This is a genomic window from Enterobacter sichuanensis, assembly GCF_009036245.1.
In the GTDB taxonomy this organism is placed as follows: Bacteria; Pseudomonadota; Gammaproteobacteria; order Enterobacterales; family Enterobacteriaceae; genus Enterobacter; species Enterobacter sichuanensis.
The window spans coordinates 4,431,978-4,453,467 of record NZ_CP027986.1 but is presented as its reverse complement, the minus strand read 5'-3'; the positions used below and the strand labels follow the sequence as shown (position 1 = coordinate 4,453,467).

General features: G+C 56.4%; 15 protein-coding genes. 7 read left to right on the top strand and 8 right to left on the bottom strand.

The window, feature by feature from the left end; all coding sequences use genetic code 11:
• Positions 1 to 173 precede the first annotated feature (173 nt).
• Positions 174 to 1,667, top strand: a complete 1,494-nt coding sequence (locus C1N69_RS21540; RefSeq protein ID WP_045286577.1) for a M16 family metallopeptidase — start codon at positions 174 to 176, stop codon at positions 1,665 to 1,667.
• Between the two features lie 63 nt (positions 1,668 to 1,730).
• On the opposite strand, the gene kdgK is transcribed toward C1N69_RS21540, so the two are convergent.
• The gene (gene kdgK, locus C1N69_RS21535; protein ID WP_155031849.1) at positions 1,731 to 2,660 is read right to left on the bottom strand and encodes a 2-dehydro-3-deoxygluconokinase; all 930 of its coding nucleotides are present in this window, start codon (positions 2,658 to 2,660) and stop codon (positions 1,731 to 1,733) included.
• A gap of 229 nt (positions 2,661 to 2,889) precedes the next feature.
• On the opposite strand from kdgK, the gene pdeH reads away from it, so the two are divergent.
• On the top strand, positions 2,890 to 3,663 hold the full coding sequence (gene pdeH, locus C1N69_RS21530; protein WP_025759444.1) for a cyclic-guanylate-specific phosphodiesterase: 774 nt from the start codon (positions 2,890 to 2,892) through the stop codon (positions 3,661 to 3,663).
• Between the two features lie 65 nt (positions 3,664 to 3,728).
• Positions 3,729 to 5,771, top strand: coding sequence for an AsmA family protein (locus C1N69_RS21525; protein ID WP_155031848.1), 2,043 nt, complete (start codon positions 3,729 to 3,731; stop codon positions 5,769 to 5,771).
• Between the two features lie 109 nt (positions 5,772 to 5,880).
• Here the strand turns inward: C1N69_RS21525 and C1N69_RS21520 are convergent, their stop codons facing one another.
• The 3 genes from C1N69_RS21520 to C1N69_RS21510 all read right to left on the bottom strand — a co-directional run bounded on the left by C1N69_RS21520 (position 5,881) and on the right by C1N69_RS21510 (position 9,439).
• Positions 5,881 to 7,203 carry an MFS transporter gene (locus C1N69_RS21520; protein WP_059386128.1) on the bottom strand — a complete coding sequence of 441 codons (1,323 nt, stop codon included), beginning with the start codon at positions 7,201 to 7,203 and terminating at the stop codon, positions 5,881 to 5,883.
• Between the two features lie 260 nt (positions 7,204 to 7,463).
• Positions 7,464 to 8,489: an inner membrane protein YhjD gene (gene yhjD / locus C1N69_RS21515; protein ID WP_025759440.1), complete on the bottom strand. Its 1,026-nt coding sequence runs from the start codon at positions 8,487 to 8,489 to the stop codon at positions 7,464 to 7,466.
• Between the two features lie 50 nt (positions 8,490 to 8,539).
• A complete protein-coding gene (locus tag C1N69_RS21510) occupies positions 8,540 to 9,439 on the bottom strand; it encodes a LysR family transcriptional regulator (protein ID WP_155031847.1) in 900 nt (299 codons plus the stop codon).
• A 119-nt stretch (positions 9,440 to 9,558) separates the two neighbouring features.
• Between C1N69_RS21510 and C1N69_RS21505 the strand changes: the two genes are divergently transcribed.
• Entirely contained in the window at positions 9,559 to 10,317 is a 759-nt protein-coding gene (locus C1N69_RS21505; RefSeq protein WP_155031960.1) for an SDR family NAD(P)-dependent oxidoreductase, read from the top strand.
• Positions 10,318 to 10,489: 172 nt separating this feature from the next.
• The gene (locus C1N69_RS21500) at positions 10,490 to 11,092 is read left to right on the top strand and encodes a helix-turn-helix transcriptional regulator (RefSeq protein ID WP_025759436.1); all 603 of its coding nucleotides are present in this window, start codon (positions 10,490 to 10,492) and stop codon (positions 11,090 to 11,092) included.
• On the opposite strand, the gene C1N69_RS21495 is transcribed toward C1N69_RS21500, so the two are convergent.
• Together C1N69_RS21495 and C1N69_RS21490 are read right to left on the bottom strand one after the other, a co-directional pair.
• The gene (locus tag C1N69_RS21495) at positions 11,071 to 11,409 is read right to left on the bottom strand and encodes a lysozyme (protein ID WP_155031846.1); all 339 of its coding nucleotides are present in this window, start codon (positions 11,407 to 11,409) and stop codon (positions 11,071 to 11,073) included. The genes C1N69_RS21500 and C1N69_RS21495 overlap by 22 nt on opposite strands.
• Positions 11,410 to 11,481: 72 nt before the next feature.
• On the bottom strand, positions 11,482 to 12,021 hold the full coding sequence (locus tag C1N69_RS21490) for a GNAT family N-acetyltransferase (RefSeq protein ID WP_104557176.1): 540 nt from the start codon (positions 12,019 to 12,021) through the stop codon (positions 11,482 to 11,484).
• Positions 12,022 to 12,167: 146 nt separating this feature from the next.
• Here C1N69_RS21490 and C1N69_RS21485 point away from each other — a divergent pair, with 146 nt between their 5' ends.
• Positions 12,168 to 13,757, top strand: coding sequence for an STY4199 family HEPN domain-containing protein (locus C1N69_RS21485; protein ID WP_025759434.1), 1,590 nt, complete (start codon positions 12,168 to 12,170; stop codon positions 13,755 to 13,757).
• Between the two features lie 65 nt (positions 13,758 to 13,822).
• Here the strand turns inward: C1N69_RS21485 and C1N69_RS21480 are convergent, their stop codons facing one another.
• Both C1N69_RS21480 and C1N69_RS21475 read right to left on the bottom strand, forming a co-directional pair.
• The gene (locus C1N69_RS21480; protein ID WP_059386135.1) at positions 13,823 to 15,472 is read right to left on the bottom strand and encodes an alpha,alpha-trehalase; all 1,650 of its coding nucleotides are present in this window, start codon (positions 15,470 to 15,472) and stop codon (positions 13,823 to 13,825) included.
• Between the two features lie 185 nt (positions 15,473 to 15,657).
• Positions 15,658 to 16,392: a response regulator transcription factor gene (locus C1N69_RS21475; RefSeq protein ID WP_244956314.1), complete on the bottom strand. Its 735-nt coding sequence runs from the start codon at positions 16,390 to 16,392 to the stop codon at positions 15,658 to 15,660.
• Between the two features lie 188 nt (positions 16,393 to 16,580).
• Here C1N69_RS21475 and C1N69_RS21470 point away from each other — a divergent pair, with 188 nt between their 5' ends.
• Positions 16,581 to 21,485, top strand: a complete 4,905-nt coding sequence (locus C1N69_RS21470) for an Ig-like domain-containing protein (RefSeq protein WP_167514974.1) — start codon at positions 16,581 to 16,583, stop codon at positions 21,483 to 21,485.
• The last annotated feature ends 5 nt before the right edge of the window (positions 21,486 to 21,490 follow it).

Genomic DNA, 21,490 nt, shown 5'->3' with positions numbered 1-21,490 from the left:
AACTGTTCGTACCTGTCATAATTCGACAAGATTTTTTTTGGGTATATTTCACTTCTGACCGTGACGTTTTGCCGAATGCGCGGTCTAATCGACGTGTTTTCATCGTCATCTTTAAGAGTGAGGCGCGTCGCGAGGCACTCTTTTTTAACCAGGAATGTTGATCAGGGGTTCACATGCAGGGCACAAAAATTCGACTCTTAACCGGCGGTTTGCTGATGATGGCAGCAGCCAGTTATGTGCAGGCAGATGCGCTCCAGCCAGACCCGGCCTGGCAACAAGGAACATTAGCGAACGGTTTTCAGTGGCAGGTGTTAGCCACGCCGCAGCGTCCCAGCGATCGTATTGAAATCCGTCTGTCCATTAATACCGGTTCCCTTACGGAAAGCACTCAGCAAACCGGTTTTAGCCATTTTATTCCCCGGCTGGCGCTCACTCAGAGCGGTAGCTTGCAGGCTGTTCAGGTGCGTTCGCTTTGGCAACAGGCCATCGATCCGAAACGCCCACTCCCACCGGCTGTTGTCTCGTATGACTACACCATGTTTAACCTGAGCCTGCCTAATAACCGTAACGATCTGCTTAAAGAAGCCCTCACTTATCTCTCCGATGCCTCTGGCAATCTGGCGATTACGCCGGACACCGTCAACTATGCGTTGAGCAACAGCGACATGGTGGCGACCTGGCCTGGTGATACCAAAGAGGGCTGGTGGCGTTACCGCCTGAAGGGTTCCGCATTACTGGGGCACGATCCGGCTGAACCGCTGAAACAGCCGGTAGACGTCGAACAGGTTAAATCCTTCTACCAGAAATGGTACACCCCGGACGCGATGACGCTGATCGTGGTGGGTAACGTGGACAGCCGCGCAGTGGTTGAGCAGATCAACAAAGCGTTTGGCGATTTGAAAGGCAAGCGTGAATCACCGGCCCCGGTGCCGACTCTCTCTCCGCTGCGTGCAGAGCCTGTCAGCATCATGACGGACACCGTGCGTCAGGACAGACTCTCCGTGATGTGGGATAACGCCTGGCAGCCCATCCGTGAGTCCGCGGCGCTGTTGCGCTACTGGCGTGCCGATCTGGCCCGAGAAGCGCTGTTCTGGCATGTTCAGCAGACGCTCAGTAAGAACAACGTGAAGAATATCGGTCTTGGCTTTGACTGCCGCGTGCTGTTCCAGCGTGCGCAATGCGCCATTAACGTTGAATCACCGGGCGACAAGCTGAATGCAAATCTGGGCGTGGTCGCGAAAGAGCTCGCAAAAGTGCGTAAAGAGGGGCTTCCTGAAGAGGAGTTCAATGCTCTCGTGGCGCAGAAAAAACTGGAGCTGCAGAAGCTGTTTGCGACTTACGCTCGCGCCGATACCGACATTCTGATCAGCCAGCGTATTCGCTCTCTGCAGAACCAGGTGGTGGACATTGCGCCGGAACAGTACCAGAAGCTTCGTCAGGACTTCCTGAACGGTCTGACCGTCGAGATGCTCAATCAGGACCTCCGTCAGCAGCTGTCGCAGGATATGGCGTTGATCCTCCTGCAACCGAAAGGCGAGCCGGAATATGACATGAAGGAACTGCAGACAACCTGGGATTCCATTATGGCTACCGCGCCGCAGCCAGCGCAGGCCGCGACGGCGGATGATTTACACCCGGATGCGACGGATATTCCGCAGGGGCAGTAATGCTTAAATATTCCCTCTCCCTGTGGGAGAGGGTTAGGGTGAGGGCAACAGCCCGCACCTGACTTAAACAGGCATCGCCTCACGCGGAATAATCGCCCCGCGATACTGAATGACGGTGCTGGCCGTCAGGTGCCCACGCTGTGCTGCCGCTTCCGGCGTGCCGCCCGTCAGACGCACCGCCAGATACCCCGCGCTGAATGAATCACCCGCCGCCGTGGTATCAATCACGTTCTCTCTGGCAAGCTTCACCGCCGGGACGTCAACCACCGCTTCCCCCGTAATCGCCACCAGACACGACTCCGCGCCGCGCTTAATCACCACTTCTTTCACGCCCGCCGCCTGCGTGCGCGCAATCACGTCCTCTACCGGTTTTTCTCCCCACAGGGCGTTTTCATCGTCGAGGGTCAGGAAGGCGATGTCGGTGCATTGCAGCATCTGCTGATAGACCTGCTGCGTCTCTTCGCGGCTGGCCCACAGGCGTGGACGGTAGTTGTTATCGAAAATCACCTTCCCGCCGTTGGCGCGGCACTCGCGCAGCAACGACAGCAGTTTTTCGCGGCTGGACGGGCTCAGAATAGCCAGGCTAATCCCGCTCAGATAGAGGTAGTCAAACGTCGCCAGCGTTTCGCAAAGGGCGGCGGCGTCGTCGCTCTCCAGCCAGTATTTCGCCGCGGCTTCGTTACGCCAGTAGTAGAACGTACGCTCGCCGGTCTCGTCGGTCTCAATGTAATACAAACCCGGCAGGCGGTTTTCCATACGCTGGATCAGTGAGGTATCAATATGTTCACTCTGCCAGGCCTCAAGCATCTGCTGGCTGAAGCTGTCCGTCCCCAGGGCGGTAACGTAGTTCACGGTGAGCGCCTCAGGCGCAACCTGACGGGCAATATAAACGGAGGTGTTTAACGTATCGCCACCAAATCCGCGGCTGACGTCCGCGCCTTTTTGGGACAGCTCAATCATGCATTCGCCAATCACGGCAATTTTTTTAGACATAGTCGTGAACCTGAACAGAGTAATTTTCGCTAGTGTGCGCTGGGTGAATTAACAGGTCAACTATATTAAAACAACGTTCCATTATTTTATTTGAGCCAGCGCGTGTTCCTGCTCATCGCTGCCATCTTAATTTCATTTTCCGGGTTAATTGAACATAAAGTTCTCAATTGCCGCGCCGATAATCCTGTGACGAGTCCAGAAAGGCCATCCCAACAACAGGACATCTGAAATGAAGTCAGAGCAGGTTATCCAGCGGCTGAGCACTACGCCTGAGGCAAGTATTGAGAACTTGCAGGAGCATCGCTACTGGCTGCAATGTGAGCGCGCGTACACCTATCAGCCGATCTACCGAACGGATGGCCGACTGATGGCCATTGAAATATTGACCGTGGTGACGCACCCCTCAAACCCTACTCAGCGTATTGCACCGGATCGCTACTTTGCCGAAGTGGCCGTTCGCCAGCGTCTGGATGTGCTGGAAGAGCAGCTCCGTATGCTGGCGACGAAGCAGACCTTTTTCGAACAGCACGATATCCTCGCTTCGGTCAACGTTGATGGCCCGACTCTGCTGGCGCTGCGTCAGAATGCGAAATTGCAGGAGCTGATCGCCACCCTGCCGTGGATGCGCTTTGAGCTGGTGGAGCATGTCCGCCTGCCGCAGGACTCCTCGTTTGCGTCGATGTGCGAATTTGGCCCGCTGTGGCTGGATGATTTTGGCACCGGCATGGCGAACTTCTCCGCCCTGAGTGAAGTGCGCTACGACTACATTAAAGTGGCTCGCGATCTGTTTATTATGCTGCGCCAGACCCCGGAAGGGCGGAATCTGTTTACGCTGTTATTACAGCTGATGAACCGCTATTGCCAGGGCGTGATTGTTGAAGGCGTGGAAACCCTGGAAGAGTGGCGTGATGTGCAAAACTCTCCTGCCGCGGCGGCGCAAGGCTATTTCCTCTCTCGCCCGGTACCCATGGATCGCCTCGATAGCGTGATAACGACCCTCTGATAAGCCCGCTTCCCTTTGTCTGGACTATAGTTTTACAGGACAGGTCATCAGGAAAGGGGATAAAAATGACGAAAACAACCAGGGTAATCTCCTGGACCGCAGGGATTTTCTTGTTGTTGATTGTGGTCGTCGTCATCATTATTGCGACGTTTGACTGGAACCGCCTTAAGCCGACCATCAACCAGAAAGTCTCAACCGAGCTGAATCGCCCCTTCGCTATACGCGGTGATTTAGGGGTAGTGTGGGAGCGTCAGAAGGAGGAGCCCGGCTGGCGAAGCTGGATCCCCTGGCCACATGTCCACGCCGACGACATCATTCTCGGCAACCCGCCCGATATCCCGGAAGTGACCATGGTTCACCTCCCTCGCGTTGAAGCTACGCTGGCTCCGCTCGCGCTCCTCACCAAAACGGTCTATTTGCCGTGGATCAAGCTGCAGCAGCCCGATGCGCGCCTGATCCGTCTCTCTGAAAAAAACAACAACTGGACCTTTAACCTTGCCAGCGACGGCGAAAAAGATCCGCATGCCCGGCCCTCGTCCTGGTCATTCCGTCTCGACAATATTCTCTTCGATCGCGGACGGATCGCCATCGACGATAAAGTCAGCAAGGCGGATGTGGAGATCCTGGTCGATCCGCTCGGCAAGCCGCTGCCCTTTAGCGAGGTGACGGGCACGAAAGCCAAAGGCGACACCGCAAGCGTAGGGGATTACGTCTTCGGCCTGACGGCAAAAGGGCGCTACAACGGCCAGCCGCTGAGCGGAAAAGGAAAAATGGGCGGTATGCTGGCGCTCCGCAGTGAAGGCACGCCGTTCCCGGTACAGGCGGATTTCCGCTCCGGGAACACCCGTGTGGCGTTTGTGGGGACGGTCAACGACCCGATGAACATGGGCGGCGTCGATCTTCAGCTCAAATTTGCCGGTGATTCGCTGGGTGAGCTGTATGAACTGACCGGCGTACTGCTGCCGGATACCCCGCCGTTTGAAACGGACGGGCACCTGGTCGCCAAAATCGACAGCGAAAAGTCCTCTGTTTTTAACTACCGGGATTTTAACGGCCGCATCGGCGACAGCGATATCCACGGTTCGCTGACCTACACTACCGGGAAACCGCGCCCCAAACTGGAGGGGGATGTCGAGTCCCGTCAGCTGCGACTCGCCGACCTGGGACCGCTGATCGGCGTCGATTCCGGAAAAGGGACGAAGTCAAAAGAGGTGAAGAAAGATCTCCAGCCAGCCGGGAAAGTACTGCCCTATGACCGCTTTGAGACGGATAAGTGGGATGTGATGGACGCGGACGTGCGTTTCAAAGGCAGGAAAATTGAGCACGGCAGCACGCTGCCAATCAGCAATCTTTCGACCCATATCCTCCTTAAAAATGCCGACCTGCGCCTGCAGCCGCTGAAGTTTGGTATGGCGGGAGGGACGATTTCCTCGAACATTCACCTCGAAGGCGATAAAAAGCCGATGCAGGGGCGAGCCGATATTCAGGCCCGCAGGCTCAAGCTGAAAGAGCTGATGCCCGATGTGGAGCTGATGCAGAAAACCCTCGGTGAAATGAACGGCGATGCTGACATACGCGGCGTGGGGAACTCCGTGGCGGCGCTGCTGGGAAGCAGTAACGGTAACCTCAAGCTGCTGATGAACGACGGGCTGGTGAGCCGAAACCTGATGGAGATCCTCGGGCTGAACGTCGGGAACTATATCATCGGGCAGATCTTCGGTGACGATGAGGTGCGGGTGAACTGTGCGGCGGCCAACCTGGACCTGGTGAACGGCGTGGCGCGTCCGCAGATTTTTGCCTTTGACACGGAAAACGCGGTGATCAACGTGACCGGCACCGCCAGCATGGCCTCGGAGCAGCTTGATTTGACCATTGACCCGGAAAGTAAGGGGATCCGTATCATCACCTTGCGTTCGCCGCTGTATGTGCGCGGCACTTTCAAAAACCCGCAGGCGGGGGTGAAGCCCGGACCGCTGATTGCACGCGGCGCGGTGGCCGCAGCCCTCGCGACGCTGGTCACCCCAGCCGCAGCGCTGCTGGCGTTGATTTCACCGTCAGAAGGGGAAGCGAATCAGTGCCGGAATATTTTGTCGCAGATGAAGAAGTAGCTCCCGTTCGCCCTCTCCCTGTGGGAGAGGGCCGGGGTGAGGGCATCAGGCCGCAGTCAATGACAGATTCTGTAGGCCGGGTAAGGCGGAGCCGCCACCCGGCATTAGCTTACAAAGCCTGATGCTTAGTCTCGTGCGTCAGCAGCAGCGCAATCAGCGTCAGCGCCGCCATGGCCGCCAGATAGACGCCCACATAGAACAGGCCATAATTCGCCTGCAGCCAGGTGGCGATATATGGCGCAACGGACGCGCCCAGAATAGACGAGACGTTATAGGAGAACGACGCGCCGGTATAACGCACTTCCGTCGGGAACAACTCCGGCAGCAGCGCGCCCATCGGACCGAAGGTCAGCCCCATCAGGCTCAGGCCAATCAGCAGGTAGGCCATCACCAGCGCCGGACTACCTGAGCCCAGCAGCGGCGGGAAGACAAACAGGGCAAACAGAATAATGAGCGTGGTGATCGTAATCATGCTCGCACGGCGACCAAACTTATCCGCCAGCAGACCCGCAATCGGTACCATCACGCCAAACCCAATGACCGCCATCATCAGCATCCACAGCACTTCGTTACGCGGCAGCCCCAGCCCAACCGGCGCGGCGGCGGTACTGAAGGTCATGGAGTAAACCGTCATGATGTAGAACAGCGTGTAGGTGGCCAGCATGATAAACGTGCCCAGCACGGTCACGCGGACGTGTTTAGTCAGCAGTGTACCCAGCGGCACTTTCACCTGTTTTTTCGCCGCGGCGACTTTCGCGAACACCGGCGTTTCGTGCAGAGAGACACGGACATACAGGCCAATCAGCACCAGTACGGCGGAGAACACAAACGGGATACGCCAGCCCCAGCTCATGAACTGTTCATCCGTCAGCAGCCAGGAGAGCAGCAGGAACGTCCCGTTCGCAAAGAAGAAGCCAATCGGTGCGCCAAGCTGCGGGAAGGAGCCATACAGCGCGCGTTTACGCGCCGGGGCGTTCTCGGTCGCCAGCAGCGCCGCACCACCCCATTCACCGCCCAGGCCCAGACCCTGGCCAAAACGCGCCAGCGCCAGCAGGACCGGCGCCAGAATGCCGATGGTCTCATAGGTAGGCAGCAGGCCGATGGCGACAGTGGAGATCCCCATCGTCAGCAGCGAGGCCACCAGCGTCACTTTACGTCCAATGCGATCGCCAAAGTGTCCAAACAGCGCCGAGCCAATCGGACGCGCCACAAACGCGATGGCAAAGGTCGCCAGAGACTGTAGCGTGGCCGCCGTCGGGTCTCCCTGCGGGAAGAAAATATGCGGGAAGACGATAACCGCGGCGGTGGCGTAAATATAGAAGTCGAAGAACTCAATGGCGGTGCCAATCAGCGAGGCGACGACGACTTTATTGCGCGAGTTTACCGGAACGTTATCCGTTCCTGAGTCGAGTGTGGTGGCTGTTGCTTGCATAATATTTTCTTATTTTTGTCGAACGAAAGGCCATATTACGCACAGCAAAAGCGACATTTCAATCTGTAACAAAGCCGCGAGCCGGTGATAAAAGCAACAAAAAGCGGATAATTTTCAGACCAGCCAAATCACGTCTATGAAATGCTTCACAGATTTTAAATATCAGTCAATAACACTGGTTTTCGGTTAAATAAAAGTTACGGTCTGGATTTATATGCTGAAATGATGAATCGGGCTGAAATTTCAGCCCGGAAGGAGGGCTAGCGGTGCGTTTTGCCCGGCATCCGCGGGTCATCTTTATACTCGGCGGTGGCAATCCACGCTGCGCAGAACAAGGTCAGACGGGCGAAGAAATAGAAGAACGCCATCAGGCCCAGCACCGAGCCAAACGCCGCGCCAGACGGGGATTTCACCAGCGATGGCAGGGTGTAAGTCATCACAATTTTGATGACTTCAAAGCCGATCGCCGCAATCAACGTGCCGCGGATCAGCGCCTTCTTACGCGGGCGATGGCGCGGCAAACGCCAGAAGATCCAGAAGAACAGCAGATAGTTGGCGAAGATGGAGATGGCCAGCCCAATGCCACGCCAGGCGGGTTTCAGCCATTCGATATAATCAAGATAGAGCGCGGAGATAATCATCTGCTGCGCCGAGCCCGCCACCGAGGTAATGGAAAGCGTCACGATGAGTGCGACCAGCAAGCCAATCAGCGAAACAAAGTCGCGGAGATACTTCACCCAAATCTTCTCCTGATCCTGCGGCTTACGCTCCCAGACATCGCGCGACTGGGCGCGAATGGCCTCGCGCAGGTTGCCCATCCAGTTTACGCCGGAGTAAAGGGCGATCAGCAAACCGACGATGCCGACCGTAGTACGCTGCTGAACAGCGGTATTGATGGTGCTTTTAAGCGTGCTGGCCAGGGTCGGGTCACTGACGTTATTCAGGATCTTCGTGAAGATATCCTGCAGCAGCGTCGGGTGTGAGGCGAGCACAAACCCGGCCGCCGCAAACGACACCATCAGGATCGGAATCATCGACAGGAAGGAAAAATAGGTGATGGCGGCGCCAAACTGGTTCCCCATGCGGTCATTAAAGCGCTCAGTTGCGCGTATCAGATGCGCCACCATGGGAAATTGCTGGATTCTTGCGGCGATGCCGGTGACGGTTCCCAGCGCCTTGCTGACGGTGCCAGGTGCTTTGGCCTCTTCTGGCCCGGTTTCCATCTTCCTGATGGGATCATACTCTAATTGTTGGGTGGGTCGTTGCGGGTTGTTTTCCGGCGTCACGCGTCTTTTCCTTTTCGTTTGGCTGGATGTTATTGAATTATAGCTTGCGACTAATCCACGTAAGCTTTTGTGAGTTCAGTAAGCCACTCCATAAACAGATGTACACGGCGGGAGAGGTTGCGGCGGTGGGGATAAATCAGCGAGACCGGCATCGGTTCAGCCCGGTACTGCGGGAGGATCTCGATAAGCTTCTTCGCCCGCAGAGAATCGCGTACCCCGACGCGCGGGACCTGAATAATCCCCAGCCCGGCCAGACAGGCCGCCTGGTAGGTTTCTGTACTGTTAACGGTTAATACCCCGCCCGTTTTAATCCACTGTGTCGTACTGCCGTTATAAAACTCAAAGCCCTGCGGGCGGGTTCCCAGCATCGCAGCGTAGTGAATCACCGCATGGGAGCCTAAATCATCCAGCGTTTCCGGATAGCCGAAACGCGCCAGATAATCCGGGCTGGCGCAGTTAATCACCGACAGCTTGCCCAGCGGACGGGCGATCAGCCCCGAATCCTTCAGCGTGCCGACGCGTACCACGCAGTCAAACCCTTCACGGATCACATCCACCAGACGATCGCTGCTGCTGAGCTCCAGTTCGATACCCGGGTACTGCTGCAGAAACGCTGGCAGTTTAGGGATGACTAAATTTTGTGCAACGCCGACGGGCATATCCACGCGCAGCCGTCCGCTGATGCTGGAGGGATCGTGCTGAAACATACCGTCCAGTTCATCGAGGTTCGCCAGCAGATCTTTTGCCCGTTCGTAATAGACCATGCCGTCCTGCGTCAGGCTGACGCGGCGCGTGGTGCGGTGCAAAAGCTGGGTGCCAAGCCGGTTTTCCAGGGCCTGAATTTGTCGTGAAACGCTGCCTTTCGGCAGCGTTAATGTTTCTGCCGCGCGGGAAAAACTCTCCAGTTCCGCGACGCGAACAAACAACTGCATTGCGTGAATTTTATCCATAGCTGCCGCTCATTGTTGTTGCATATGAAACAGTGAAGCGCTCTTTCCTGTCTTTATTGATCTTCTATCACCTAATAATCTCTTTCTCAATCTCCCTAACAGCCAAAACGAGGTTTATGATGACTGAACGTATCGCATTAGTGACCGGTGGTAGCCGCGGTCTGGGTAAAAACGCCGCCCTGAAGCTGGCGGCAGACGGAACAGGAATTATCCTGACTTACCATCGCAATCAGCAGGACGCACTGGATGTTGTGCGCGAAATTCAGGAAAAAGGGGTCAACGCGGCGGCATTGCAGCTCAACGTCGGGGATATCGCCAGTTTCGACGCGTTTGCCCTGCAGTTACAGGAAATCCTTAAGTCTGTCTGGCAGCGTGAACGTTTTGATTATTTATTAAACAATGCCGGAACGGGTTTATTCACGCCGTATGCCGAGACGACGGAAGCCCAGTTCGATGAGGCGTTGAATGTCCACTTTAAAGGACCGTTTTTCCTGACCCAGCGTCTTCTGCCCTTGCTGAATGATGGCGGGCGGATCCTCAACGTCTCCAGCGGGCTGGCCCGTTTTACTCAGCCAGGTTCAGGGACCTACGCGGCGATGAAAGGGGCGATGGAAGTGCTCACCCGCTATCAGGCGAAAGAGTTGGGGGCGCGGGGGATCTCCGTCAATATCATTGCGCCAGGGGCGATCGAGACGGATTTTGGTGGCGGAAGTGTGCGCGACAACGCCCAACTGAATCAGACGTTGGCTTCGCAAACGGCGCTGGGCCGGGTTGGCCTGCCCGATGATATTGGCGATGCCATTGCGGCGCTGCTGAGCGATAAACTGGGCTGGATGAATGCACAACGTATTGAAGTGTCTGGCGGGATGTTCCTGTAATACGCCGCCTTAAGGGGACGGACCCCCTTAAGGAAATCCTTAAGTAAAGTGTGTCAGGATACGGCAGATATAAATACCCCTGGCGATTTTGTAACCGCTCCGTTCATTGAGTTTTTTCTCAAATCCCCCCTCTGTAGAATCCCCCTTCGCTATTCTCAGAGGGAGAAAAACGATGCGAGTAATCATGTTTGACAGGCAGTCACTATTTATTCATGGAGCGATACACAGTCTGCGGACGTTAATTCCGGAAATAAATATCACTGGAACCTGTCAGGCAGAAGATTTATGGGCGCAGATGTCCGCGTCGCCGTCTGCTATTGTCCTGATTGACGGTAATTTAATTCAGGATGAGGGATGTGGTGTGCTGGATGACATCCTGCATCGCTTACCGACGATACGCGTGATCATGGTTCTGGCGAAAAAAGAGGCCAGATGGGTTGAACAATTGCGCCAGCGAAACATCATGGCCATTATTCCCCGCACTGCCAGCCCCGAGCGCTTTTCCGCCGTCCTGGACTCGGTGTCCAGAGGGATGGTCTGCTTTCCCGGAGAGTGGGTCAGAAAGCCGTCGTCGCCACAGGCGTTACTGGCATTAAGTGAACGCCAGCGCGAAGTGCTGAAACTGCTGGCAGCGGGGGAGTCAAATAAAGAGATTGGGCGCAACCTCAACATCAGTGCGGCCACGGTAAAAGCCCATCTGGAGGCGCTTTTCCGGCGGCTGGACGTTAAAAACAGAACTCAGGCTGCGATGTATTACACCCGGGCGACGGCCTGAAAAATCGCTTCCGGCAGCGCAGGTATCTCTCCGAAGCTGAACATCATCATCACCAGCGTGTCATGCTGCTGTTGGGTTAATGGACGTGTCACATTTTCCCGCAGCAGCGCCTCGCACAAGCGAATGTCCTCGTGAAGCAGCGCGTCGGCCTCCAGCGGAGTGACAGGACCGTGAAACTGCTCCCGATCGCGGATAACGTGGCCGTAGCCGATAACCCATAATCCGTGTTCGTCACGATATTTCTCCAGAGAAAGCCCCTGATGCTTTTTTATTAATTCAATGGCGGCAGAAGATATTTCCAGCGTAAGACCGTTCATATTCGTTTCCTCTCAAGAGGCGACACTGTAGAGGAAACGATTTACGATAAATATCCGCCAAATGGCTGTTAATCAGGAATTGTTGTTCAGATATTCCTGCCGTAATAAACCAAATAACCAGTCATTCTGCCAGCGCCCCGCCAGGTAATAGCTCTCACGTAATTCGCCTTCCAGGCGAAACCGGGCTTTTTCCAGCAGACGTCTTGAGGCGACATTCCCGGCGGTAACGGTGGCGGTGAGTCGGCGTATGCCGCCCTCTTCAAAGGCATAGCGGCAGAGCGCCTGCAGGGATTCGAAGCCGTAGCCTTTTCCCTGCGCCTCGGGTGCGAAAAGAAAACCGACTTCTGCGCAATCCTCCTCCCGATGAATATAGCCGGTGACGCCCAGCGGAACCCGGGTGAGGGCATCACGGACGACGAGACACAGCCAGTGCGCGCTGCCCGGCGTCCAGGGCGTCAGGCGGGCCTCAAACGCGGCGCGGATGTCCGCGACGGGGCGGTCTTCCGCCACAAAGCGCATAACGTCGGGATGTTGCTGTAACGCCAGAAAAAAGGGCCAGTCCTGTTCCTGCAGGGGCGAACAGTGAAGGCGAGGGGTAATTAAAACCGGCATTCAGATTCTCCTGACATTTTTAAATGATTTTAGGGTTGTCACTTTATTTAAACAGAAAGTCAGGTATGGTTAACCTCGTATAAATAAAAAGAAAAACGGCCTTCACGTGCCCATTCGGATGTCTTCGTTGTCACTTAAGGAAAATAATGACTCTCAGCACATCACATCATATTCGCGAACAGTTCGAACACTGTCTGGCAGTCATTCGCCATGCGTCGGTGGAAATTTTACTTCTTCTGAATGTACATGCTTCGGAGGGTAAAGATCCACGCTGGTTTCTGGAGCAGCTCGACAGCGCGCGCTTAGCCCAGGGCGGCTGGGGTGCCGTGGCGAAGAAGCTCAACCTGAATGATGCCGAGATGTCGGAATTTACCCTCCAGCTGCGCCTGTTACAGCAGCGGGTGCCGCAGTATGAAAGCGGGCAGGATGTGAGTGAAAACCAGCTGATTGCGGCGATGCGGTTTGTGACCGCGCTGGAACATCTCCGCCTGCAGCAGCCGCTGTTGACCTACAGCACGGAGCTGGCACCGGGCAGCGAACTTCAGCAGCAGCAGGCGCAAAAACAGGTGCGTGCGATAGAGCTGATGTTAAAAGGGCTTATTCAGCAGGCCTGGCCCGATCCGGTGCGCCTCAACAACCATCTCAAGACGCTGTTTAACGCTGACCGCGTCAGACGCTGGCTGAAACTGGGTGAGATTAACGATGTCCTGAGCGGCATGATGTTCAGTGAACTGGCGCAGATGCTGGTGGATAAAAAAGAGTTCAGCCGCTACTACGCCTCACTGTTTAACGACCCCGCCATGCTTACGCTTCTGGTGGAGCCGCGAAAAACCCTACAAACTTTCCTCGACGACATTCGGCAAATCCGCAACCACCTCACCGTACAGAAAGCGTTAAGTTCGGCGCAAATTCAGCTGCTGGATAGCTACTACACGCAGATCTCGCGGCCGGTTCAGCGGGCGTTTGAGGAGGGGAGAACCCGCGTCAATCCGGCCGGATTCATGGCGGTGGATGCCAGCGAATTACATACGTTCTGGGAAAAGGCCCAGAAAATGGATCGGGTCACCGGCGGGGATCTGTTTGAAGTCCGAGACACCATTGAAAAGCCGACGCAGCGCGCGCCGCGTACCCCGGAACAACGCGAACAGCTCATTTCCGGTGTGTTATGGGGGGCGGTTGGCGTCATGGTGATTGCTATTGTGGCGGGGGGCTTCTGGCTGGTGACCAGCAGCAAACCGCAACCTGCCGTTGCCAAAGCCGCAGAAGCGGCACCGCCACAGGAAATGCGCGAGACCCCTTCCTCGCGTGAAACACTCACGCGAATGGGCGTTACCTGGGACGAGAATAATTTCCGTTCGGCCATCAACCGCAACGATACCCGCGTGGCGCAGCTCTTTTTGCAGGGCGGAATGGACTGGAAGCTCTCCTGGACCGAAGAGGCGATGTCGGCAGGTTATGACGACGTGCTGGAGGTGATGCTGCGCTACCGGCAGAATATGGTGGAAGAGAAGCCGTGTCGTCGCTTTATTAACACGCTCAGCCACGCCATGGCGAACGGCGAGTCGCTGACTTCCGTAAGGAAAGAGTACCTGAAAGCGTTCTGCACCGTGCCTGCGGTGGTGAAACGCCAGCAGCACGATCTCGACATGGCGACGCGGCGTGCCCAGTCGCAGCCGGATGCCAGCAACAAAAAATGGCAGTCCATCCAGACGGCCATTTATGAGGTGATCCGCTGATTTCTACTCCCTCTCCCTGTGGGAGAGGGCCAGGGTGAGGGTGCGGTCTGATCCCCTCACCCTCCTCAAGGCTCCCCATACAACCCAATCAGCCGGCGCACCACGCCATTAGTCCAGCCGAAGCCATCCTGCAGCGGATACTCACCCCCGCCCCCTTCGCGCGGGGTACTGCTGGCGATATGGTACTTCTCAATCAGCTTATGATGGGTCTTATAAAAATGGTTCACCGTATGCAGCCAGCTCCAGGCGATTTCATCTCCGAGGGAGTCGTTGCCATACTGCTTGAACCCCTGAATGGCCATCCACTGCAGCGGCGCCCAGCCGTTGGGTTTATCCCACTGTTCGCCGGTTTCGTACTCGGTCGCCAGAATCCCCCCCGGCGTGAGCAGACGCGCTTTAACCGCATCAGACAGCCGTTCAGCCTGCTCATGGGTCGCCATACCGACATACAGCGGCACAATACTGGCGGCGGAAAACAGCGCCATCACTTCGCGTCGCCAGTCATAATCCCGGTAGCAGCCGTTCTCTTCATCCCACAGATAGCGGTTCACCGCGGCCCGGCGATCGCTGGCTTTCTGGCGGAACAGGTCGGCCGTCTCTTTGTCCCCTTTTGATGCCGAGATATTGGCGATCGCGCTCTCCAGCTTGAACAGGAAGGCGTTCAAATCGATGGGGATAAACTGCGTTGTGCGGATACTGGCAAGCCGACCCGGCTCGCGCAGCCAGCGGGACGAGTAGTCCCAGCCGGAGGCCGCACCCGCACGCAGGTCGCGATACACTTCGTTCGGTGGACGCCCGGAGTGACGGGCGGTTTCCACGTCCTCAATCCAGGATTCGTCGCGCGGGGTGTCACGGTCATCCCAGTAGCGGTTCAGCAACGAGCCATCCGGCATGCGCACGGCGCTGCGGTAAGCCTGGTTAAGCAGCAGCGACTCTGCCCCGTCCATCCAGAAGGCGTGCTCCATTTTCAGGTGCTCAAGGTAACGTTTCGCACCGCGCACGCCATCCTCCTCAAACAGCTCCACCATCAGGGCAAAGACCGGCGGCTGAGAACGGCTGAGGTAATAGGTACGGTTGCCGTTAGGGATATGGCCGTAGCGCTCAATCAGCCACGCGAAGTTATCCGCCATACACTTCAGCAGATCGTTGCGCCCGCTTTCCGCCAGACCCAGCATCGAGAAGTAGGAATCCCAGTAGTAGGTCTCGCTGAATCGTCCGCCGGGAACGATATAGGCCTGCGGCAGGGCCAGCAGGGAGGACCAGGGAATATGGTCCTGCGGCTCGCGCGTCAACACCGGCCACAGATTATCAATGTGCTCTTTCAGGGACAGACCCGGGTCGGAAACATATTCTGAGTCGAACGTTTCCGGCATCCAGAAGTGGTTCTCCACGAACTGGCGCAGGTCAAAATCCCGGTGGCGTCTGACCTTGCGGTAGCGGATCAGGATATCCAGCGGGTCCATCTTCGGCGCGCAGTCGGGGAAGGTTTTGCTGTCTGCAAACAGCCGTGACGACTGCACGTGTTCAAACAGTTCAAGGTAGCGGTCTGCGGGCGTCAGCGCATCCGACGCGGGCAGCCCTTCAATCATTTCCGGTTCCGGCTCCGCCTCGATCATCTCATCCAGTTTTAACTCGCAGGGATCGGTCTCGTAGCGCAGCTCTTCTGCAATCTCGAATTCGATGTTCTCGTTAGCCTGTAGTTTCTGGTTGAACATGGTGATAAGGACCTCCGGTTGTATGTTCTGAAAGACAGGTTTTTCCGGGCGTCCTATAAGCGTAGACATTCGCTTCGGTAGAGGGGGAGGAATATGTGCGGTAGATCACTATTTTCGGAGCATTCGTTTGCAACGAATGATGTCATCAAGCCCGAACTGACCGTTGTCCGGGCCTCTTCTGGCGCTCAGTACAGATAATTCCGTTTTGCCAGATCCACCAGTTCCGCCAGACGGGTCATGTTGAATTTTGCCATGATGCGCTGCTTATATGCGCTGACCTTTTTATTATTCATATTCAGCAGCGAGGCGATAATCTGATTGCTGTAGCCCGCAGAAATATAGCGCAAAATACAGATATCAATATGGGACAAGGATAATAACAGCGATGCATCCCGGGGATAGCGGGCGTGATGTTGCCACAACTCAGAACCGTAGCAATATCCCCCGGTGGTGATCGTGTTGACGGTGTTAATAATTTTATCCAGGGAACTGTTTTTATTGATATAGCCAGACGCACCGGCCCGTCGGCTCAACTGAATATGAAAATCGCTCGACGACGACGACAAAATAAGAACCTTAATTGCTGGGTAGGTTTTTCTTATTTGTACCAGATGAGAGAACACCTCGGGGCTTTGTTGCAGATGCTCCATAATAATCAGGTCAGCATGTAACTCTGACAACGCGCTGTGCATTGCCTCAATCGTGAGGAATTGTGCCGCAGTCTGATAACCGTGTTCTGCTAATAAACCCTGGATGCCTGTTCGGAGCAAGGAACTGACGTCCAGGAGAATGACTTTTTTATCTGACATTCCTGATTGTCCTGATGGGGTGACAAAAATGTCATTTTCCCCGTGCGCAAAAAAAAGGTGGCTAAGACTTGTCTTTATCTTTGCCATTATTTTCTGACGTTCTGGTGCCATCAGGTTACTGCACCTGTTACCCCCTTTTCCCCCACCGCTGAGACATATAAGACCGGTTTGCGACAGGTCTTATTAAGACAACGCGTGCCAGCCGGGAAGATAGCGTCAGCCAGGGAAAGTATCCCGTATGGAAGTGCGTCTGGCGCATTGCGCGGACACAGATCGATTATTTACACGAGAATTTAAACATGACTCTCAAGCCAGTAAATATTGCAGTCGTTGATAAAGAGACGATTGTCAAAGCTGACGTTCTGCGCAGTGAAAAGGTTGGCAGTGCTGTCAAAATTAAGGCCATCCCGCATGCAAAATACATTCTTGCTGAAGGGGAAAATGGCGTCGCGCCAGAAAACATTACGCTGAAGCGCGTAGGTAAAGACCTGTTCGTCATGCTGGAAGGCACCGACGAGGATCAGCCGCAGCTGATTATTGAAGGCTATTTCGATAACCCGGGCGAGCTGGTGGGTAAAGGCGAAGATGGTCAATGGCACGAGTACATTGCCACTGACGGCGATGACGACCACAAAGCTGCTTTCCTGCTGGACGGTGAATCTTCCGCTCAGGCGCTGGGCGCAGGCGCGATTGCAAGCCTGGACGGTCTGGCCGTTGCGGGCACCGCGTTCTCTCCTGCTCTGCTGGCGCTGGGTGCGTTAGCGGGGCTGGGGGCGCTGGTGGGTATCGGTGCCATTATTCGCCATAACCGTGACGATGATAATGGCGGTAGCCGCAAAGCACCCGTCACCACCCCTGAACTGACCGACGTGCATGATGATTACGGCACTAAAACCGGCTCGATCCCGCAAAACGGCGTGACCGATGACGCCACGCCAACCTTTAGCGGCAAAGGCAAACCGGGCGATATCGTTGAGTTCTGGGAAAACAACGTCAAGCTCGGCGAAACCCGCGTGGGCGCTGACGGTAAATGGACCTGGACGCCTGAAACCCCGCTGGCGCACGGCGACCACAGCATTGTGCTGATCGGTAAAGGCCCGGATGGCCGCACCAGCGCGCCGAGCGATTCTTTTGATTTCACCGTGGATCTGGAAGCACCTGCTAAGCCTGCCATCGGCGAGGTGGAAGACGACGTTGGCGAGAAAACCGGCCCGATTCATAACGGCGATAATACCGATGATAAACAGCCGGTATTCCGCGGTGAAGGCGGCACGCCTGGTGACACCGTTAAGCTGATTGTGGACGACAAAGTCGTGGGCACCGGCATTGTTGGCGAAGATGGCAAATGGGAAGTCACGCCTGAGAAACCGCTGCCGGAAGGCAGTCACACCGGGAAGGTGATCATCACCGATCCTGTGGGCAACGAGAGCGTCCCGTCTGACGACTTTAAATTTGTCGTGGTGCCGGAAAAACCAGTGATTGGCGTCGTGGAAGATGACGTCGGAACCGTCGTGGGTCCGATTAAAAACGGCGGCGCGACGGATGATACGCAGCCGACATTCCGCGGCGAAGGTTCAACACCTGGCGATACCGTTAAGCTGATTGTGGACGACGAAGTGGTCGGCACCGCGATCGTGGGAGCAGACGGTAAATGGGCCGTCACCCCGGAGAAACCGTTGCCGGAAGGTGAGCATATCGGGAAGGTGGTGATCACCGATCCTGCAGGCCATGCGGGCGAACCGTCTGATGACTTTAAATTTATCGTCGATCTGGAAGCCCCTGCCAAACCTGTCATTGGTGACGTTGAGGATGACGTCGGCCCGGTTACCGGCCCGATTCACAACGGGGACACCACCGACGACACCCAGCCGGTATTCAGTGGCGACAACGGTACGCCAGGCGACACCGTGCGCCTGATCATTGACGATGAAGTGGTGGGTACCGCGATTGTCGGCGATGACGGCAAATGGGAAGTCACGCCTGAGAAACCGCTGCCGGAAGGGGATCATGAAGCGGTTGTCGTGATCGTTGATCCGGTCGGCAACGTCAGCGATCCGTCCGATCCGATCGGCTTCATTGTTGATACCACGCCGCCGGTAAAACCGACGATTGATAGCGTGTTTGATGATGCGGGTCTGAAAACGGGCAACCTGACGAGCGGCGATATCACCGATGACAGCACTCCGGACTTTACCGGTACCGCTGAGAAAAACAGCGTGGTGCGCATCATTGTCAACGGTAAAGAAGTGGATTCCGTTACCGCCGATCCAACCGGTAAATGGACCTGGACGCCGTCTCCAGCGCTGACCAACGGTCATTACGATGTGCGCGTGATTGCTGAAGACAAGGCGGGTCTGCGTTCCGAACCATCCGATGCGTTCTCGTTTGACCTGGTGGCAGGTGGCATTCCTCCGGCACCGGCGATCACTGACGTTATTGATGATGTCGATGCTCATGTCGGCACCGTACAGCAGGGCGGTATCACGAACGATGACAAACCGACCATCACCGGTACGGGTCAGGACGGGACCACGGTTTACCTGTACGACGGCACGAATCCACTGCCGATCGGCAGCGCTGTGGTGACGGGTGGCACCTGGACCATTGATTTTGACACTGCACTGTCGCAGGGCGAGCACCGCTTCCGCGCGGTCGCGGAAAACGCCGTGGGCAACCGCAGCCCGGAAACCGGCGAGTGGGTGATTACTGTTGATTCCGTTAAACCGCTGGCGGCCACGGACATTGAACTGTGGGACGACTTCGGCACGCCGGGCATTATTGCGGACAACGGCACCACCGACGACAACACCCCAACTTACCGTGGTAAGGGCGAGCCTGACGGTACTGCGATCATCGATCTGGGTAACGGCACCACCGTGCGCGTGCCGGTAGATGGCAGCGGTAACTGGAGCTACACCCCGGCGCCTGCGCTGGCGGACGGGGACTATACCTGGAAAGTCTCGATTGAAGACAAAGCGGGGAACAAAGGCCCTGAATCTGCGCCGATCCACTTCACCGTGGATACCAGCCACAACGGTGTGTCTATCAGCCATGTGGAAGACGATGAAGGGGAACTGAAGGGCAATCTGGCCAGCGGCAGCCATACAGATGACACGACACCGACCGTTGTGGGCCGTGCTACGCCTGGTGCCGAAGTGAAAGTGTATCTGGACGGTAACTTTGTCGACAGCGTGATCGCTGACCCGGCGACCGGTGTGTGGAAATACACCTTCAACCCGGCGCTGACCACTGACGGGACGTACCAGATCACCGCCAGTGAAAATACCGGCACCGGTGACAGCGCGCAGACCGCGCCGTTTGAACTGACGCTGGACACCCGCGTACCGGTTGGCTCGTTCGATAGCGTATCGGATGACGTTGGCCTGGTGCAGGGCGACCTGGCGAACCCGGCCGTGACCGATGACACCACGCCAACCCTGCACGGGACCGGCGTCGCGGGCGATGTCGTCTTTATTTACAACGGTACCACGCTGATTGACTCCGTGACCGTAGGGCCGGGCAATACCTGGAACTTTACGCTGCCTGCACAAAACAACGGTGAGGTACTGTCCCTGACGACGGTATTCCAGAGCCCGACCGGCGTGAGAAGCGCGCCGTCCGCGGAGTGGAAAATCACCATTGATACCGAAGCGCCAGTAAGCAGCGCGGTGGTGGATGCGATGACCCAGGACTCCGGCGTCAGCGGCAGCGACTTTATTACTAATAATGGTCAGGCCGGTAGCCTGGTCAGCGGGCATCTCTCCGCGCCGCTGGAAGCGGGCGGCAAGGTGCTGGTCTCCACAGATGGTGGGAACACCTGGCATGAAGCGATGGTCGACGGCGACAAATGGGCGTTTGTTGACGGACAGGCACACAGCGCGGACTGGACGGTGCTGACCCGCGTGGTCGATATCGCCGGGAACTACACCGAATCCTCGCAGAAAGTGGTGCTGGATCAGGTGGCACCGGATGAACCGACCGACGTGGTGCGCAGCGGTAACGACGTGACGGTAACGCTGCCGGGCAGCGGGATTGTCGAGGGCGACACCGTGCTGGTGAAGAGCGGCGACATTACCGTGACCCATACGCTGACGGCCGCAGACATTGCTAACGGCAACGTGACCGTCAGTCTGCCTCCGGGCGGCTACACCGATATTCCGGTTGGCGCGGCGATTGTTGACGCGGCGGGTAACAGCTCGGACTACCGCACCAGCGCGTTCACCAGCACCAACAGTTTCGAAGACGATACGGAGTTCGCGGACATTAATGCAGGTGCATGGGTGCACGGGATGCGTTTCTCCCATACACCCGATACCGGCACGGCGGATTATGAATTCGACAAACAGGTCATTGGTACGGGCAGCACCAACAGTCTGTATCTGTACAGCTCGTCAGCAGATACCGGGATGGCAGCCAGCATGTTTGTTGACTTCCAGTATGGCGCTAAAACGATCGATTTCGTGTTCAACCCGCGCTTTGCCGGTCCGTCGACGGTGGTGACGTTCTACGACATCAACGGCAACGAGATTAGCTCTCAGCCGGTGAACGCCTTCATTGGCAACCGTAACGTCCCGGTGTCGTTCACCAGCCCGGATGATACGCCGGTTTACCGGATGGAGATCCACCACGAGGAGCTGTCAACCAGCACCGGTTTTGGTTTCAGCATCGATAACCTGGTGGTCAGCAATACGGCGAAAACTGTTACCCCAGGCGAGTTCCTGGCGGATAACCAGGGCGATGTCTGGTACGGCGACGCAGCGGACAACCTGTATCAGGTTGCTGACGTGGCCAGCCTGACTGGTGCGGTAATTCAGGGGGGGGAAGGCACCGACACGCTGAAGTTGCTGGGGGCGAATCAGCACCTCGACCTGAGCGCGCTGACCCATCCTGTTCAGTCCGTAGAAGTGTTCGACATTACGGGAACAGGTAACAACACCCTGACACTGAGCGCGGGGGATGTGCTGGAAAACGCCACGCAGAACCTGTTCCACGACAACGACTTCAACCAAATGATGGTGAAGGGCGACGCGGGCGACACGGTGAATCTGAGCGACCTGCTGCCGAACGGTATGGACCCGGGGAACTGGACCGATGGCGGGACGGTGAATGTTGGAGGAGTGGAGTATCAGTCTTATCAGATGGATAGCCTGAACACCGAGATCCTCGTTCAGATGGGAGTCACGGTCACGCTACAGAACCATTAATTGAT